Origin of the sequence: Caballeronia mineralivorans PML1(12), assembly GCF_001028175.1 — a bacterium.
In the GTDB taxonomy this organism is placed as follows: Bacteria; Pseudomonadota; Gammaproteobacteria; order Burkholderiales; family Burkholderiaceae; genus Caballeronia; species Caballeronia mineralivorans.
In genome coordinates, this window is record NZ_AEJF01000227.1 from 1 (window position 1) to 16,968 (window position 16,968).

General features: G+C 61.0%; 12 protein-coding genes. 5 read left to right on the forward strand and 7 right to left on the reverse strand.

Features of this window, described 5'->3' with window-relative positions:
- The first annotated feature begins 355 nt into the window (after window positions 1–355).
- Both EOS_RS36725 and EOS_RS36730 read left to right on the forward strand, forming a co-directional pair.
- The gene (locus tag EOS_RS36725) at window positions 356–616 is read left to right on the forward strand and encodes a hypothetical protein (protein WP_047897130.1); all 261 of its coding nucleotides are present in this window, start codon (window positions 356–358) and stop codon (window positions 614–616) included.
- Between the two features lie 214 nt (window positions 617–830).
- On the forward strand, window positions 831–1,880 hold the full coding sequence (locus tag EOS_RS36730) for a phytoene/squalene synthase family protein (protein ID WP_047897158.1): 1,050 nt from the start codon (window positions 831–833) through the stop codon (window positions 1,878–1,880).
- Window positions 1,881–1,919: 39 nt separating this feature from the next.
- Here EOS_RS36730 and EOS_RS36735 read toward each other — a convergent pair whose 3' ends face one another.
- The 3 genes from EOS_RS36735 to EOS_RS36745 form a co-directional block, all read right to left on the reverse strand.
- Window positions 1,920–2,624 (reverse strand): OmpA family protein, encoded by a 705-nt coding sequence (locus EOS_RS36735; RefSeq protein WP_047897131.1) that lies wholly within the window; start codon window positions 2,622–2,624, stop codon window positions 1,920–1,922.
- Window positions 2,625–2,677: 53 nt separating this feature from the next.
- Window positions 2,678–3,418 (reverse strand): motility protein A, encoded by a 741-nt coding sequence (locus tag EOS_RS36740; protein ID WP_047897132.1) that lies wholly within the window; start codon window positions 3,416–3,418, stop codon window positions 2,678–2,680.
- An 81-nt stretch (window positions 3,419–3,499) separates the two neighbouring features.
- Window positions 3,500–4,732 carry a Crp/Fnr family transcriptional regulator gene (locus tag EOS_RS36745; RefSeq protein ID WP_047897159.1) on the reverse strand — a complete coding sequence of 411 codons (1,233 nt, stop codon included), beginning with the start codon at window positions 4,730–4,732 and terminating at the stop codon, window positions 3,500–3,502.
- Between the two features lie 512 nt (window positions 4,733–5,244).
- On the opposite strand from EOS_RS36745, the gene EOS_RS36750 reads away from it, so the two are divergent.
- Window positions 5,245–5,664, forward strand: coding sequence for a DUF1801 domain-containing protein (locus EOS_RS36750; protein WP_047897133.1), 420 nt, complete (start codon window positions 5,245–5,247; stop codon window positions 5,662–5,664).
- Between the two features lie 68 nt (window positions 5,665–5,732).
- Here the strand turns inward: EOS_RS36750 and EOS_RS36755 are convergent, their stop codons facing one another.
- The 4 genes from EOS_RS36755 to EOS_RS36770 form a co-directional block, all read right to left on the reverse strand.
- Complete coding sequence (locus tag EOS_RS36755) at window positions 5,733–7,169, reverse strand: efflux transporter outer membrane subunit (RefSeq protein WP_235443083.1); 1,437 nt, start codon at window positions 7,167–7,169, stop codon at window positions 5,733–5,735.
- 107 nt (window positions 7,170–7,276) lie between these two features.
- Window positions 7,277–10,603, reverse strand: a complete 3,327-nt coding sequence (locus EOS_RS36760; protein ID WP_047897135.1) for an efflux RND transporter permease subunit — start codon at window positions 10,601–10,603, stop codon at window positions 7,277–7,279.
- Entirely contained in the window at window positions 10,600–13,716 is a 3,117-nt protein-coding gene (locus EOS_RS36765) for an efflux RND transporter permease subunit (RefSeq protein ID WP_047897136.1), read from the reverse strand. Before EOS_RS36765 ends, EOS_RS36760 begins: the two co-directional genes overlap by 4 nt.
- Before the next feature lie 18 nt (window positions 13,717–13,734).
- On the reverse strand, window positions 13,735–15,000 hold the full coding sequence (locus tag EOS_RS36770; RefSeq protein ID WP_047897137.1) for an efflux RND transporter periplasmic adaptor subunit: 1,266 nt from the start codon (window positions 14,998–15,000) through the stop codon (window positions 13,735–13,737).
- An 868-nt stretch (window positions 15,001–15,868) separates the two neighbouring features.
- Between EOS_RS36770 and EOS_RS47810 the strand changes: the two genes are divergently transcribed.
- Together EOS_RS47810 and EOS_RS47815 are read left to right on the forward strand one after the other, a co-directional pair.
- Entirely contained in the window at window positions 15,869–16,489 is a 621-nt protein-coding gene (locus tag EOS_RS47810) for an LpxD N-terminal domain-containing protein (protein WP_200908743.1), read from the forward strand.
- A complete protein-coding gene (locus EOS_RS47815; protein WP_235443084.1) occupies window positions 16,423–16,893 on the forward strand; it encodes a UDP-3-O-(3-hydroxymyristoyl)glucosamine N-acyltransferase in 471 nt (156 codons plus the stop codon). The genes EOS_RS47810 and EOS_RS47815 overlap by 67 nt, the downstream gene beginning before the upstream one ends.
- Window positions 16,894–16,968 lie beyond the last annotated feature (75 nt).

The window sequence follows — 16,968 nt, forward strand, 5'->3', positions numbered from 1 at the left end:
GGGGCAGAAAAAGCCATCAATTGCAGAGACAGTTTGAGGCGGTAAGTGTTGTTCCAGGGTGTAGCGCCATGCGATTTTGCGGTGCGCCAAAGGTACACATCGAATCGGGATTTCGCTACCGGGGGCGATAAGCCGAACTCAACCCTGGACCATCTTGTTATGCAGTTCACAAAGGTGCACGATAATCGAATAGACGGTGACTCCGTGGACGAGTTGTTGATCAGTCGATCATGCTTGCCTCGTTCCGGGTCACGCGTCGATGGACAAGCCGCGGGCAGCGTTAAATCGCCGGGTTGCCGGTTCAACCGACACGTTGGAGTTCCCGTGGCCGTGCGTACTTGAAGAGGAGGCGCTCATGACCAAACGGAAACTTATCCTTGGCTTCATATGTTGCTGTTGCTTAATCGAAACGGGCAACGCCGGGCTGAACGACCGGAGTAAAAAACTGCTGGAAACGCAAGCGCTGAACGCGCCGCCTTCGGGCGGCGTGGCGAAGAACAATAGTTCTCCAGCAAACGTCAACGCGCGTCCTAGCTACGGACCCACTCATGGGGTGTTCAGTTCGCCGGCAACCAGCCCTGGCGGCGCCGGCGTGGTTTCGCCCCGCAAGCCGTAGCACACCGGCAAGCAAAATCGCAGCCGTCCCACCGAGCGAGCAGAACACAGGCCCGATGGGACGGCTTGCAGCGGGTTCGTGGGTTTTCGTCGATCATCCGCATGGCCTCTGGATGTCGGAGGGAAAGGAGCGGTCGCCCACAGCAGACCGGAAGCACGTTGCCGGATACAATGCGGCGGCGCCCGATTTGTCCAACAACGACCCGATCCGATCCATGCGTAATCCTGCTCGAGCCTTCCTTCTCGGTCCGCTACTGAAAGGCGTTTCACGTTCCTTCTACCTCACTCTGCGCATACTGCCCGCCGGAATGCGCGATCCTATCGGCCTCGGGTACCTCCTGGCACGCGCGGCGGACACAATCGCGGATACTTCGCTGATCCCGCCGGAGCAGCGGCTGGAGCTGCTTTTATCGCTTCGCAGTCAGGTCAACGGCGTCTCGGACGAAGGAGCGCTGGCTCGTATTGCGGTGGAAGTGGCGGGTCGGCAGACGCAGTCCGACGAAAAGCATCTGCTTGAGTCGCTCGGGCCCGCGCTGACGGTGTTGTCCCAATTGAGCGAGTCTGATCGGCAGGCCGTACGCGAGATTGTCACTACGCTCACCGAGGGCATGGAATTCGACCTGCGTACTTTTCCCAACGAATATTCCGGGCAGATTGTCGCGCTTCAGGAATTGGACGAACTTGATCGATACACGTACATGGTCGCTGGATGCGTTGGGGAATTCTGGACAAAGATGACTTACGCGCACATGCCGGGAACACTGAAGGACAGTCCCGAGACAATGTTGAATCGTGGCATTCGTTTCGGAAAAGCGCTGCAGATGACGAATGTTTTGCGGGACTGTGGCAAAGATTTGCGCATAGGGCGCTGCTACCTTCCTGCCACGATGCTTGATCGATCCGGCTTGAGTCCGCAAGACCTGTTGTTACCGGATGCTTCCCGTCGCGCCCGGCCGCTCATGTTCGAACTTGTCCGCGGGACCCTCGATCACTTCCGTGAGGCCCTCGATTACACGCTCGCTATTCCCGCGTTCTCCGTTCGACTGCGGCTGGCCTGTTTATGGCCGATCCTCATCGGGCTGGAGACGCTACTGCTTCTTGTGAACAACGACGATTGGCTGGACCCGGATAAAGTCTCAAAGATACCGCGTAGCAACGTGTACCGGGTCATGGCGTATTCGGTGCCGCTGGTGCCGTCGAACAGGCTACTCCGTAGCTGGGTTGAGCGACTGATTGGAAGAGTCGAAGCCGGGATGAAAGGGTGATCGCCGGGCTCCGAGTATTCCACACGATTCCACACGAATTTACTGAGGGGGATTCGATAAATCGTATTGCACGACGATCACGACCCGACGATTGGCTGCGCGGGCAAGTGGGTCATCTCCCATAACAGCGGGAATATTGTCCGCGCGGCCAATTGCCGCGAGTCTGTGTGGCTCGATACCTCGATCGACCAGGAACCGTACGAGCGAGCCGGCCCGTGCAGACGAAAGCTCCCAGTTCGACTCGTATTTTGTCGTCGAGATCGGCACGGAATCAGTGTGTCCTTCAACCAGGATCTGTTGTGCCGAATGCTCCTTGAGCGCAGTGGCCACCTGGTCCAGCACAGCATCTGAATCCTGCATCAGATGTGCCTCACCCGAGCGGAAGAGTATCTTCGCGTTGATTTCGATCTCGACACCGCGCGCGCTCTCGCGCACAAGAATTTCTTGCTTGTCGCGCAGGACTTTTAATGAAGAGATCAGCTCTTTCCTGGACGCCCGGAGTTGTTCAAGCGCCACCGTCCGGGGCACATGAGTATGTGCATCGCCCAGGTTTTTCTCTACCGGTGCTACTGCGAGATTTTTCGTTTCAAGCTCTCGATGTTTGGCCAGTTGCATCGCGTACAGCGCGATGAAGAGCACCATCAAGGTGGTCACGAGATCCGAGTACGAAATCAGCCAACGCTCGGAGAGTACCTCGGCGTCATCGTCGAACTTGCGATTGGGTTTAGTAGATGCCGAGGACATGATCTTTAGACGAAAATTGGCGCGTTAAATTGCCTGCTCATCACATTCCGTCTCTAGGCAATGTCCGCCACGAGACGGGCTTCGATCAACTGGGGAGACTCTTTGCGGGAGATGGCGAGAAAGCCATCGAAGTACAATTTTTTAAATCGCAATTCGCTATCTATTCTTGCCTTGATTTTCCCGTAGATAGGCAGCAACAGCATGTTGGCGAGCGCCAGTCCGTAAAGCGTCGTGATGAAAGCAACCGAGACGCCCTGGCCAAGCTGAGCAGGCTCCAGGAGATGGCCTGTTACCTGAACCAAACCCAGCACAGCGCCCAGGATGCCGAAAGTCGGGGCATAACCTCCGGCCTGTAGCCATATCCGGGCGGCCGCCATCTGGTTGCGCTCGTACGCGTCCAGCTCCCTTTGCAACGCATCCTCGATCACGGCAGTCGGCACGCCGTTGGCGATCAATTCGAGTCCTCTCTTGGCAAAGGGACTAATGCCTTCGGGATCTATGGTTTCGAATGCGAGCATCCCTTCCACTTTTGCTTTATGGCCCCATTCGAGCAAGATGGTCAGGTTTTCCCGATCTACCGGCTTGGCCTTGGTGAACACCATGCTCAGTTGCCTGACCCCTGCTGAGAACTTTACCCACGTGTTCTGAACCATCACGGCGCCGATCGTGCCGCCGAGGACAATGACCATGGCTTCTATCTGAAAGAGCGTCAGGAACCGGCCGCCTTCCAAAGTAAAACCGAGAACAATCGCGACAATGCCGAGAAGCGCTCCGCACAGCGTTAGGATGTCCATACGATTCCTCGTTTATCTTTTGACGGCTGCGACTATTCTTTCTAATCCCCGATCTGCTTAACAGAACCGGGGACCGGGCAGTCAGGTTCCAACAGAAAGCTGTGCTGACGAGTCGGTTGCCGGCCCGGCTTTTATCGACTTGACCAGTTGAATGAATCGTTGTTCGATGTCCTGTATCTCGAGCGGATTGATCACGAGGTCACGTCGCATGATCCACGACGTTTCACTCTGCCGGGCCTTTGTCATGACCGAAAGCAGCCGCTCGGATACAGCGCGGTCGGTCGCCGAGGAGAGCATTTTCGCGAGATCGTAGGTATCGAACGCGCTGACAGCATCAAATAGCGTCCGGTCGTCAACGAGATCCAGGTCCGTCAGCGATTCGAGCTCGCTGGCAGCTCGCGGCTTTTTCTTGGAGAAATAAGCCACGCCATTGTTTTCAATGTACGTCAGCACTTTGGCTCGCCGGAAAGCGAAGATATCTTCGGCGATTTCCGCGCGAGAGAGCTTGTCGAGTATTAACTGCCTCTCGACTCCTATCAGGGCCTCGAGGTCAGCCAGTTCTATTAATTCCAGCTCGCTGGCGATCGAAATATCAAGATCATGACCACCGACTCGTTGAGCACGTTCGATAATCCGCACAGGATCGAAGGTGACAACCTGGCGACCCGAGGTGTCGTCAGCGACAGGAGCCGGGCCATTGCCGAGAAACTCCGCGCGACCGAACTCGAGCGCAACGAGGTTGAGTTTCTCCATGCGTTTGAGCATGGCCATGACATGCACGCGAGGATGGCCGGCTACCGCCTGGCATCGCTTGCACACTTCCGCAAGAGGAATGGCAACTTCATCCGATTGAGACCGGCGGCCCTGCATTTCGCGACTTTCAGTTCCTGACATCAAGCTAAGTAAGTGCGCATAGGAGACTATGCCGGGCAGAAAGTCAGCGTTTGTGTAGGTCGCCAGGAGTTCGTCCTTCCTCTTGTTCCGGCGAATCAGAGTGCGCATCAGGTGGCGAAGGAGCGGCGAGACGCGCTCCAGTTCTTCTTCCACGACCTTTGCATCGATCACGCTTAGTCGGCAAAAGCTAAGCGCCTTCGCCGTCGACCCGCGTGGCTCGGACGGCAGCAACGCCGATTCTCCGAAGCACTCTCCCTTTCCAAGGGTCGCGAGGACGACACGTCTTTCGTCGCATTTTGTCGAAATCTCGACTTTGCCCTCTGCAATCACATAGATGGCCGAGGTTCCAATATACCCTTCCGAGTAGATGACCTCACCCGGGGCGAATGCCCGCAATCTTGATGAGTTTTCCTGGTTCAATGTAGCCCCCGAAGAGTTTTCGCTTGGCCCCGTTTGTATTTGCCGGACACGCAAGCGGTTCGCCAATTTTCATGGTCTGTAGATCAGATAACGACCCTTCTTCGGAACTCTTTAATGATGTTCGCTCTACTCAGGGTTTGTTGGTCCGCGCAAAACCCAGGGGCTGCAGGGAAATCGATCTCGCTCGGAAAACTCAGGCTGGGGATGGGCGCACAACGTTTCTGCCAAAACGTGGCGCTGCGATCATCTGCTGCGAGTGCGCAAACGTTAAAATGGGTCGGTTGCGGCGATAGCAGGCAGTCGGAAGGCGGCCAAAGACGCGTACGTTGCACTAGTCACGAATGGCGATACTCACGACTGAAACGATGTCTTCATTTCGGGGAATACCAGTGACTACAACGGCCAGGCCGTCTACGGCCTCTTGCTGCTTGCATCTCATTTAATAATGTAGTCGCACCATTACTTATTGTGGCCGGATGAAACGGCTCCAAAATTCGAGGCATAGAGATCCAATGAATCCATCGGAACGCATTGACCAGCTGATCGCAGAAATCACTGACTGGCGTGGCAAAACGTTTGCCAGCATCCGCAAGAGCATCCTTGAGGCCGACCCGGAGATATTCGAGGAATGGAAGTGGATGGGAAGCCCGGTGTGGTCTCGCGACGGAATGATTGCAGTCGCCAACGCTCACAAAGGGAAGGTGAAACTTACCTTTGCCTACGGGGCGAGCCTCCCGGATCCTGACAATCTGTTCAACGCGGGCCTCGAAGGCAACGCAAGACGAGCGATCGATTTTTTCGAGGGCGACAAGATTGATGCTCGCGCTCTGAAAAATCTCGTCCGGGCCGCTGTTGAGTACAATCAGATCAAATTGAAGAAGAAAGCGCCTGCGGGCACTCGAGCGAAAGTACACGAAAGTAAAAAGACATGAAGCTATAGGTTTCTCTCGCGTGTCCCGCTGACTCGAGTCCTTCCGCTCAGCCCGTCAGGAACGCGAGATCATTGCATCTTGGCTGCAGCGTTGTGCGTGGAGGTGTCGCCTGTTTGCGCGGGCGCCGCCTGTTGCATGACCGAAGGCTGCGGATGCCGCGGATCATGCAGGTCGGTGGCGGCCCAGCCGCCACCCAGGTCGCCGAACAGCGACGCCGCATCCAGCAGGCGCTCCTGCTGCACATTCAGCGCGGTCTGCTGACTGCTCAACTGGGTGGCCTGGGCGGTGGCCACGGTGGTGTAGTCCACCGTGCCGGCCTGATACTCGTTGAAGGCAATCTCGGCGCCCCGGTTCGCGTCGCGCACGAGCGACTCCAGCACGACCGACTGTTCGGCCAGGATCCGCAAGCCGGACAGGTCGTTCTCCACGTCCTGGAAGGCAGTCAGCACCGTGCCGCGGTAATTGGCGACGGTCGCGTCGTAAGCCGCCTTCGCCGCGTCCACGTCCGCATTGCGCAAGCCGCCGTCAAAGATCGTTTCGGTGGCGCTGCCGCCGAGTGACCAGACGTAGTTGCTCACGTGCAGCAGCCCGGACAACGGCGACTGCGTGAAGCCGCTCAGCGCCGAGAGGGAAACCGTCGGGTAATAGGCCGACACGGTCACGCCGATCGCCGCGTTCTGCGCGGCCATCTGGCGCTCGGCGGCGGCGATGTCGGGGCGACGCTCGAGCAGCGTCGACGGCACGCCGACCGGCACTGTGGGCAGGGTCGGCATCGCGGTGCTGTGCGGGATCGAAAGCTCTTCCGGATTCTTGCCTACCAGCACGGCAATCGCATGCGCGTCTTGAGCGCGCGCTACGCCGAGCGCGATCAGGCTGGATTGCGCCGATTCGAGCTGGGTGCGTGCGGTGATCAGGTCGGACGGCGCGATGGTGCCCGCCTTGTCCTGGTCGGCAATCACGTCGAGAAAGTGCTGATACGCCTGGACCGTCTTCTGCAGCAGGTCGATATTGGCGTCGCTGGTGCGCAGGTCGATGATGGCCGTGGCGAGCGCCACCTGCTCGGAGAGCGTCGCATTGGCGAGCGTCGCTTCGCTCGCTTGCGCAGTCGCGGCGTTTTCTTCGATCGTGCGGCGCACCTGGCCCCACAGGTCCGGCGCCCAACTGACGTCGCCTTCGAGCGAACCCGAGTTGATAACCTTGGCCGCGTTGCCGCTCGCGCTACGCGACTTGGTGGACGAGCCGGTTACGCCGATCGTCGGGAACAGGCTGGAGCGTGCAACCCGCACTTCAGCCAGCGCTTCCTGATAGTTCGCGTAGTCCTGGCGCACGGTCTGGTTGGACACCGACACCAGTGGTTCTAGCTGGTCGATCAGCGGATCGTTAAAGGCGGTCCACCATTGGCCCTTCGGTCCGGCTGCGGCCGGCTCGGCTTGCGTCCAGCCCGGCAGCTCCGCGTAGGTGGCGGGCACGTTGACTTGCGGCCGGTGGTAGTCCGGGCCGACCATGCAGCCGCTGACCAGCAGGGCCAGCGTCGCGACGGCCAAGGGTCGAAGGGGGCCAAGGTGGCTAAAGTGACTTAGCGGCCCAACGTGTTTACAGAAAATCGTCATCTTCATGCCTTCGTATCCGGTTGTCCGGGTTGCTCCGAGTCCCGATTCCACGGCAGGCCTGCGGACCACCTGACCAGCTTGGAACGCAAGCGGTCGAGGTAGAGGTAGATCACCGGTGTCGTGTACAGCGTAAAGACCTGGCTCAGGATCAGGCCGCCCATCACGGTGATACCGAGCGGCTGACGCAGCGATGCGCCCTGGCCAATGGCGATGGCAAGCGGCACCGCCCCGAGCACGGCCGCGAACGTGGTCATCATGATCGGCCGCAGACGCACCACGGCGGCGGCGTGAATCGCTTGCCGCGCCGGCATCCCTTCGTTGCGCTGCAACTGGATCGCGACATCGACCATCATGATGCCGTTCTTCTTGACGATACCGATCAGCAGAATGATGCCGATCATCGCGATCACCGAGAACGGCGTGCCGAAAATCAGCAACGCCAGCGTGGCGCCGATACCGGCCGACGGCAACGTCGACAGGATGGTCAGCGGGTGGATCGAGCTTTCGTACAGCACGCCGAGCACGATATACACCACGCCGAGCGCGGCGAGAATCAGCAGCGGCACCGTACCCATGGACTGCGAGTAGGCCGCCGCCGCACCCGCAAACGCACCGTGGATGCTGGCCGGCATGCCGATCTCGCGGACCGTGTTGTCGATCGCCACGGCCGCCTTGCTCAACGAACCGCCGGCCGGCAGGTTGAACGAAATCGTCGCGGCGACGAGGCCGCTCTGATGGTTCACCTGCGTCGACGTATGGCTGTTCGCGAACGAAACCAGCGCCGCCAGCGGCACCATGGTCTCCGCTGACGTGCTGTCCGCGCTGCCTGTCGAACTGCTGCCCTTGCTGTTGGAGATGCTGTTGGTGGTCGCGTTGGCTTGCGCGTTCGAGTTGAGCGAGTTCGTGCTGGACGAACTGCTGGTCGTGCTCGTCACAGTCGTCGCCGTCACGCCGGACACCGTGCCGCTCGGCATTTGCGTGGCCGCCGTACCGGTGGCATTGCCCGCCGCCTTGCTCAGGTAAATCTGGCTGAGCGTCTGCGGATACTGCCAGTACTCCGGCGCCACCTCCATCACCACGAAATACTGGTTGAGCGGGTTGTAGATGGTCGACACCGTACGCTGGCCGAACGCGTCATACAGCACGTTGTCGACCTGGTTGGGCGCGAAGCCGTACCGTGCCGCCGTCGCCCGGTTGATCTTGACGTAGGTCTGCAGACCGTTTTGCTGCAGGTCCGAGTTCACGTCGAGCAACTGCGCGTGTTCTTTGCCGAGCGCGGCGACGAGTAGCGGCGTCCACTTGAACAGCGCGGCGGAATCGTCGCTGGTCAGCGTGTACTGATACTCGGCGGCCGACTGCCGTCCGCCGATCCGCAGATCCTGCTGCGCCTGGATAAAGAGCCGCGCGCCCGAGACCTGGTTGAGCCTGGGCCGCAGGCGGTTCACCACCTCGGTCGCCGTGAGATGGCGTTCAGCCAGCGGTTTCAGTTCGATGAACACGTTCGCAGTATTGAGCGCGCGGCCGCCGGTAAAGCCGGCCACCGAGGCGACCGCCGGGTCCTTCTGCACGATCTCCTGCAACTGGGCGAGCTTCTTTTGCATCGCCGGGAAGGAGATGCTCTGGTCGGCGATGATCTGTCCGATCAGGATGCCGGTGTCCTGCTCGGGGAAGAAGGTGGCCGGCACCAGCTTGAACAGGAACACGTTGGCCACGAGCAGACCGATCAACAGCAGAATGACCAGCAGCGAATGGTCCAGCACGGCTGTCAGCGAGCGTGCGTAGGCGCCCTTGAAACGGTCGAACTGTGCCTCGACCCACAGCGCCCAGCGGGCTTTCGAATGCCCGGCGTTGTTGCGGCTCAGCGCGTACGCGCACATCGCCGGCGTGACCGTGAGCGAGATGACGAGCGAAATCAGGATGGCGATGGACAGCGTGACCGCGAACTCGTGGAACAGCAGGCCGACGATGCCCGGCATCAGCATGATCGGCAGGAACACGGCAATCAGCGACAGGCTCATCGAGATCACCGTGAAGCCCACTTCGCCGCTGCCTTTCAACGCGGCTTCCTTGGGACTGAGCCCCAACTCCATGTGGCGCACGATATTCTCCAGCACCACCACCGCGTCGTCGACCACGAAGCCGGTGCCGATGGTGAGCGCCATCAGCGAGAGATTGTCGATGCTGTAGCCGAGCAGGTACATCGGCCCGAAGGTGCCCACGATCGACAGCGGCAACGCGACCGCCGGCACCAGCGTGGCGCGCGGCGACTGCAGGAAGATGAACACCACGCCCACGACCAGCAGCACGGCGATGAACAGCGTGCGTTCGGTGTCGCCCACTGACGAGCGGACCGACTCCGACCGGTCGATCGCGACGCCCACGTGCACGCTGCTGGGCAGCGTTGCTTCGATCGAGGGCAACACTTGGCGGATCTGCGCAACCGTATTCACGACATTGCTGCCGGGCATCGGATACACGATCACCAGGATGGCCGACTTGCCGTTGAAGAGTCCGGCGTTACGAATATTTTCGTTCGAGTCCTTGACCTCGGCGACATCGCGCAACTGTACCGCCGCGCCGTTGCGATAGGCGACTACCAGGTCGCGGTAGGGCGCGGCCTTGGTGATCTGGTCGTTGGACGTGACCACGTAGCGCTGGCTGCCTTCATCCAGGTGGCCCTTGGCGCTGTCGGCGTTCGCCGCACTGATCGCCGCGCGCACGTCCTCGAGGCCGATCCCGTAGCTGTTCAGCTTACCCGGCTGCAACTCGACCCGCACGGAGGGCAACGCGCCGCCGCCGAGCGTGATCTGGCCCACACCCTTGACCTGCGAGAGCTGCTGCTGGATCACCGAATCCGCGGAATCGTAGAGCTGCGCCTTGGTGAGGGTGTCCGACGTCAGCGAGAGCACCATGATGGGGGCATCCGCCGGGTTGTACTGGCGATAGGTCGGATTGCTGCGCAGCGTGGTCGGCAAGTCGGCGCGGGCCGCCTGGATCGCCGCTTCGACGTCGCGGGCGGCGCCGTTGATGTCGCGGTTCAGGCCGAACACGACCACGATCATCGACGAGCCGACATAGCTGATCGACGTGAGCTCGCTCACGTCGGCAATGGTCGCCAGGCGCCGCTCGAGCGGCTCGGCCACCGTGGAGGCCATGATGTCCGGGCTTGCGCCCGCCATGTTCGCCTGCACCACGATCACCGGAAAGGCGATGTTCGGCAACGGCGCGACCGGCAGCCGGAAATAGGCGAGCGCCCCGGAGATCAGGATCGCGATCGCCAGAAGCGTGGTCGCGACCGGGCGCCGGATGAATAACGCCGAGATGTTCAAGGCGTGTCCTCCGTCGTGCCCTCCGAATTGCGGCGTCGCCTACGGTTCACGCGCTCGGCCATCCTGTCGAAGAACAGGTAGATCACCGGCGTGGTGAAGAGCGTCAGCATCTGGCTCAGCGTCAGGCCGCCGATGATCGCGAGACCCAGCGGCCGGCGCAGTTCCGAACCTGTGCCGCTGCCGAGCAGCATCGGCAGGGCGCCGAGCATGGCGGCGAGCGTTGTCATGAGGATCGGGCGGAAGCGCAGCAGCGACGCCTCGAAGATCGCCTCGCGCGGCGCCTTGCCGTGATTGCGCTCGGCATCCAGCGCGAAGTCCACCATCATGATGGCGTTCTTCTTGACGATGCCGATCAGCAGCACGATGCCGATGATGCCGATCACATCCAGATCGCTGCCGGCGATCATCAGCGCGAGCAGGGCGCCGATGCCCGCCGAGGGCAGCGTGGAGAGAATCGTCACCGGATGGATGAAGCTCTCATACAGCACGCCGAGCACGATATACACCGCGACCAGCGCCGCGATCAGCAGGTACACCTCGCTCGACAGAGAATCCTCGAACGCCTGGGCCGCGCCTTGCAGCGACGAGGTGATCGACGGCGGCAGGCTCACCGACTGTTCCGCTGCATGGATGTCCTTCACCGCCGTGCTCAACGACGCACCCTTCGCGAGGTTGAACGAGATCGTGACGGACGGGAACTGCGCCAGATGGCTGATCACCAGCGGCGACTTCGTGATCTGGATCTTGGCGATGGCGGACAGCGGCACCTGGCCGGTGCTGCCGGTCTGGCTCGGCAGATACAGGTTGCCGATCGATTGCACGTCCGGCAGTGCTTCCGGCTTGGCGACGAGGATCACCCGGTACTGGTTCGACTGCTCGAAGATGGTCGAGACGATCCGCTGGCCGAGTGCGTCGTACAGGGCGTTGTCGATGGTCGCCGGCGTGATGCCGAAGCGCGCGGCCAGTTGCCGGTTGACTTCGACGTTCACGCTTAAGCCCTCGGTATTCATGTCGCTTTGCACGTCGGCGAGCGACGGAATCTGCTTCATGCGCGACACCAGTTCCGGCACGTACTTCTGAAACGCCTGCTGGCTCGGTCCGCGCAGCACGAAGCTGTACTGGTTCGGCGAGACCGTGGTGTCGAGCGTCAGATCCTGCTCAGGCTGCATGTAGAGCCTCACGCCGGGCACATTAGCGACTTCCTGCTGCAGGCGCCGCGCGATCTCTTGCGCCGTGTCGGAACGCTTGTCCCGGTCACGCAGGTTGATCAGGAAGCGGCCGTTGTTCAGCGTGGAATTGGTGCCGTCGATGCCCACGTAGGAGGTGAGCGAGGTGACGTCAGGGTCTTTCAGGATCGCATCGGCGAGGGCGCTCTGGCGGGTCACCATCGCCTTGTAGGACACCGAGTTGTCGGCCACGCTGATGCCCTCGATCACACCGACGTCCTGCACCGGAAAGAGGCCTTTCGGGATCACCACGTACAGGATGCCGGTCAGCACGACGGTACCGACCGCCACCGCGAGCGTGAGCAACTGATGGTCCAGCACCCAGCGCAGGCCGCGTTCATAAGCGGCGAGCGTCTTGTTGAAGAGGCCTTCGCTGATGCGCTCGAAGCGGCTTGGATGCCGTTCGGCCTGCGCGCGCAACATGCGCGCGCAGAGCATCGGCACCACGGTCAGCGAGACCACCGCCGAGATCACGATGGTGACCGCGAGCGTCACCGCGAATTCGCTGAAGAGACGCCCGATCACACCGCCCATGAAGAGCAACGGAATCAATACGGCGATCAGCGAGATGGTCAGCGAGAGAATCGTGAAGCCAATCTGCCCGGCGCCTTCCAGCGCGGCCTCGAGCGGCGTCTTGCCTTCCTCCAGATAGCGCACGATGTTCTCGATCATCACGATCGAGTCGTCGACCACGAAACCGGTGGCAATAATCAGCGCCATCAGCGAGAGGTTGTCGATCGAATAGTTCAGCTGGTACATCACCGCCAGCGTGCCGATCAGCGAGACCGGCACCGAGATGCTCGGGATCAGCGTGGCCGGCACGTTGCGCAGGAACACGAAGATCACCGCCACCACCAGCACGATCGCCAGTATCAGTTCGAGCGCCGCGTCGGACACCGACGAGCGGATCACGCCCGTGCTGTCCGACACCACCGTGACCTTCATGCCGGCCGGCAGCGTGGATTCGAGCTGCGGCAACTGCTTCATGATCTGGTTGACCGTGGCGATCACGTTCGCGCCCGGCTGGCGCTGCACGTTGAGCACGATGGCGGGCGAGCCGTTGTACCAGGCGCCGCGCTCGACGTCCTGCGCGGCCTGGCTCACGCGCGCAACGTCGCGCATGAACACCGGCGCACCGTTCTGATAGGCGACCACGGTGTCCAGGTAGTCCTTCGGATCGGTGATCTGGTCGTTGCCGTTGATCGTGTAGTCGAGGTCCGGGCCGTCGAAATTACCCTTCGGCTGGCTCACGTTGACGTAGCTGAGCAGCGTGCGCAAGTCGTCGATGTTCAGGCCGTAGGCGGCCAGTTTGTGCGGATCCGCTTCTACACGAATGGCCGGCACGTTGCCGCCGCTCGTCGTGACCACGCCCACGCCCGACACTTCGGAAATCTTGGTGCCGAGGCGGTTGTTGGCGATGTCCTCAAGCTGGGTCAACGACATCGACTTCGACGTGACCGCGAGCGTCAGGATCGGCTGGTCGGCCGGGTTCACTTTCGCATAGGTCGGCGGCGCCGGCAGGCCGGAGGGCAGGTAGCTGTTGGCCGCGTTGATGGCCTGCTGGACGTTCTGCTCGGCGACATCGAGGTTCAGCGACAGGTCGAACTGCAGCGTGATGACCGACGCGCCATCCGAGCTATACGACGTCATCTGCTGCAGGCCGGGGATCTCGCCCAGTTGCACTTCGAGCGGCGCGGTCACCGTGGTGGCCATCACGTCCGGGCTCGCGCCCGGATAGAAGGTCTGCACCTGGATGGTTGGATAGTCGACGTTGGGCAGCGAGGAGACCGGCAGCACGCGCATGGCGACGAGGCCCACCAGCACGAGGGCGATCATCAGCAGCATCGTGGCTACCGGTCTAAGAATAAACAGACGGGAAATATTCATCGGCGCGTGGGTCCGCTTCTACGAAGCAGCATTGGCCGACGCGGCTTCGGGCGCCGCAGCGGGCTCCGAGGCACCGTGGGCCCGTTTGTGCCGGCCGGAGGCAGCTGCGGAATCCGAGGCAGCGGCGTCAGCCGCGGCGGGTTTCGCATTGGCCGCCCGGATCTTGGCGCCGTCGTTCAGGCGGTCCGTGCCGTCCGTGACCACCACGTTGCCCGCCGAGAGGCCGGACAGGATGACCGTGTTCTTGCCGTCGCTCGGGCCGAGCTTGACCTTATGCACGGAAACGGAATTGTCCGCGTTGACGAGATACACGTAGTCGCCGGGCGCCCCGGTTTGCACAGCGGGCGTGGGCACCAGCACGGCATTCTGCATCGTATCGACCAGCAGCTTGACATTGACGAACTCGTTCGGGAAGAGCGCTTCGTCGTCGTTGGTGAAAGTTGCGCGTAAGGTGACCGTGCCCGTCGCCGTAGCCATCTGGTTGCTGACGGCGTACAGCGTACCGGTGGCAATCTCGCGCGCGTTGTCGCTGGTATAGGCGGTGACCGGTAACGTAGCGCCCGCATTCAGGCGCTGCACGACGGTGGCCAGCGAGTCTTGCGGCACTGTGAACTGCACCGTGGTCGGCTTGATCGTGGTGATGACAACGATGCCCGTCGACGACGACGCCGTGACGTAGTTGCCCGGGTCGACGAGACGCAGGCCGACCTTTCCGGCGACCGGCGCGGTGATGCGGCAATAGGTCAGATTGAGGTCGTCTTGAGCGATGGTGGCCAGATCCAGCTTGACCGCGGCCTCGTCCTGCTGGACGAGGAACTGCTGGTCCGCGTAGGTTTGCTCGGCGATCGACTTGCGCTCGTTCAACTGCGTGTAGCGGACCAGGTCGGCACGCGCCTGGGCGAGCGAGGCCCTGTCTTTGGCGAGCGTCGCCTCGGCCTGCTGCTTGTTGATCTCATACTGGCGCGGATCGATCTGGGCCAGGAACTGGCCTTTCTGCACTTCCTGGCCTTCGTGATAACCGACGGCAGTCAGGTAGCCGCTCAGTTGCGGCAGCACGGTCACGGTGGCGGTAGGGGTGACGGTGCCAAGTTCGTTCAAGGTGACCGGCATCGAGCCGAGCGTTACGCTAGCAACCGTCACGACGATCGGTGCTGCGTCGCGCGCGGGCTTCTTCTGGGTCAACAGGTGGACAACGACAAGCGCGATCAGCGCCAGCACGATTACCCCAAACAGGATGAGCCCGCGTCGGGAGCGCTTTGGCTGCTTGGACACGGCTTCGCTCATAGATATCTCCGAAAACAGATGCTGTCGTTGATGATTGGGCGGGGAGTGATCCCCAGCCGGGACTGTGGAAAAGTGCCACGGTTCCCTCGCGTTGTAACCATGGATCAAGCCTTTGACAATGTTTTATTACGTTGTAAGCCACGCTGGCCGCGCGAACGGCGCAATAGCCGTCTGTTGTTCATATTGACCTCAGTAGCAGAGGAGGGACGCGGATTGAGTAAAGAATGGCGTCAATGTACCCGGCTCGCGCGAGGCTTGAGTTACACGAATGCAATAATGTCGATCCCTGAAATGGTTTTGTTTTGCGTTCTCGGGCGCGTAGCCTGTACCGACAGGCGGCTGGACGGGGGATCTGCCGCCAGACGGCGGTCCCAAGGAACAGTAATACGCAAAGAAGGCAGACGGCCGGCTGACCATCAGAAGGTTTGAAAGGTTCTAGAAAGTAATAACGTGCGGTGGTGCTTCGAGCGGTATTTCGCCGAGCTTGACGAGCGCGTTGAATCAGGATTCGACCCGTCGATCAGCTTGTCGGCGGATGTCCGCGAACTGACAGCTCCAGAGGGAGCGCTGCCGCTCGGATCTAACCAGCCAAAGGGCGGAGAACACACTGAAAAAGCCAGGCCATCTGCCGTCCACCAGTTTTGCTCATTAATTATCAAGCTATCCTCAGCATATCGACACGACCCGATCACCTTGCTGCGACGGATCCATTAAGTGTCGATTTCGGAGAATCATAACAACCCGTAATAATCCGTATTTTTCGTAATGATTTTACTTGGTCGCTTTCGGTTATCGTGACAAAACCCTACAAGGCTCTGCCACGCTGAATATAGCGTAAAGAATCCGTCAAAAACCAAGGCAGCATTTAATGAACAATAAGTTCATCGTCGACGCGCGTTTCTATGCTCGGAGTGGGCCTTACAATCTCGCTGAAGTCGCTGTCGCAGCCAATGGCACCGCGGAGGCGTCCGATCGCATGCTGACCGGGGTTGCGCCGCTTCAGCACGCCGGGCCGGCCGAAGTCAGCTTCCTGGACAACAGTCGATACGCCTCGTTGCTGGAGAAGACAGGTGCGGGTGCTGTAATCGTACATCCTGACATGGTGGGCCGCGTGCCGCCCTCGGCGAGTCCGATCATCACGACGGCGACCTACGAGGGCTGGGCGCGAGTCTCCGCACTGTTCCATCCAGTGGCTCCAACTAGCCCCGGGATCCACCCGACGGCGTTCGTGGCGCCCGGTGTTGTCGTCGATCCGACGGCGGAGATTGGCGCCTTTGCCTGTATTGAGGGCGGGGTGCAGATTGGACCGAGGTGCAGGATCGGATCGTATGTGAGCATCGGTAGCGGGGTCGTGATCGGCGAGGACTGCCGGTCGGCGCCCACGTCACCATCAGCCACGCGTCGCTCGGAGCGCGTGTCTGTCTGCTTCCTGGAGTCCGTATCGGACAGGAGGGCTTCGGATTCGCAAGAACGAAGGCTGGTTTCCTGACTATCCCGCACCTTGGGCGGGTCATCATCGAGAACGACGTCGAGGTCGGGGCAAATTCTACGATTGACCGGGGTTCGATCCAGGACACTGTGATTGGGGCCGGGACACGGATCGACAATCTTGTCCAGATCGGCCACAACGTACGTCTTGGCCGCTGCTGCGTCATTGTCGCCCAGGTCGGCATCTCCGGGTCAACGGTGCTGGAGGACTTTGTCCAGGTGGGCGGCCAGGCAGCTATGGCCGGTCATCTGCGCATCGGATGTGGCGCACAGATCGGCGCTCAGGCCGGGGTTATCTCGGATGTGCCCGCAGCGGCCGTCCTGCTCGGCAGCCCGGCCCAATCGCGGTACGAGTTTTTTCGACAAGTGGCTGCACTTAAGCGCATGGTCCATCGGCCAAAGTGAGTGTCGGCTCCCCGTCATTGGAGAGGGCTAATGTGTCAGTGACATCGCGGCTTCGAGGCGTTGGCAAGGATCGAC

Bases quoted from the DNA above. Each gene is read 5' to 3' on its own strand.
- EOS_RS36735 (WP_047897131.1), bottom strand. From the start codon at position 2,624: ATGTCCTCGGCATCTACTAAACCCAATCGCAAGTTCGACGATGACGCC.
- EOS_RS36750 (WP_047897133.1), top strand. From the start codon at position 5,245: ATGAATCCATCGGAACGCATTGACCAGCTGATCGCAGAAATCACTGAC.
- EOS_RS36740 (WP_047897132.1), bottom strand. From the start codon at position 3,418: ATGGACATCCTAACGCTGTGCGGAGCGCTTCTCGGCATTGTCGCGATT.
- EOS_RS36770 (WP_047897137.1), bottom strand. From the start codon at position 15,000: ATGAGCGAAGCCGTGTCCAAGCAGCCAAAGCGCTCCCGACGCGGGCTC.
- EOS_RS36755 (WP_235443083.1), bottom strand. From the start codon at position 7,169: ATGGTCGGCCCGGACTACCACCGGCCGCAAGTCAACGTGCCCGCCACC.
- EOS_RS36725 (WP_047897130.1), top strand. From the start codon at position 356: ATGACCAAACGGAAACTTATCCTTGGCTTCATATGTTGCTGTTGCTTA.
- EOS_RS36730 (WP_047897158.1), top strand. From the start codon at position 831: ATGCGTAATCCTGCTCGAGCCTTCCTTCTCGGTCCGCTACTGAAAGGC.
- EOS_RS36765 (WP_047897136.1), bottom strand. From the start codon at position 13,716: ATGAATATTTCCCGTCTGTTTATTCTTAGACCGGTAGCCACGATGCTG.
- EOS_RS47810 (WP_200908743.1), top strand. From the start codon at position 15,869: ATGAACAATAAGTTCATCGTCGACGCGCGTTTCTATGCTCGGAGTGGG.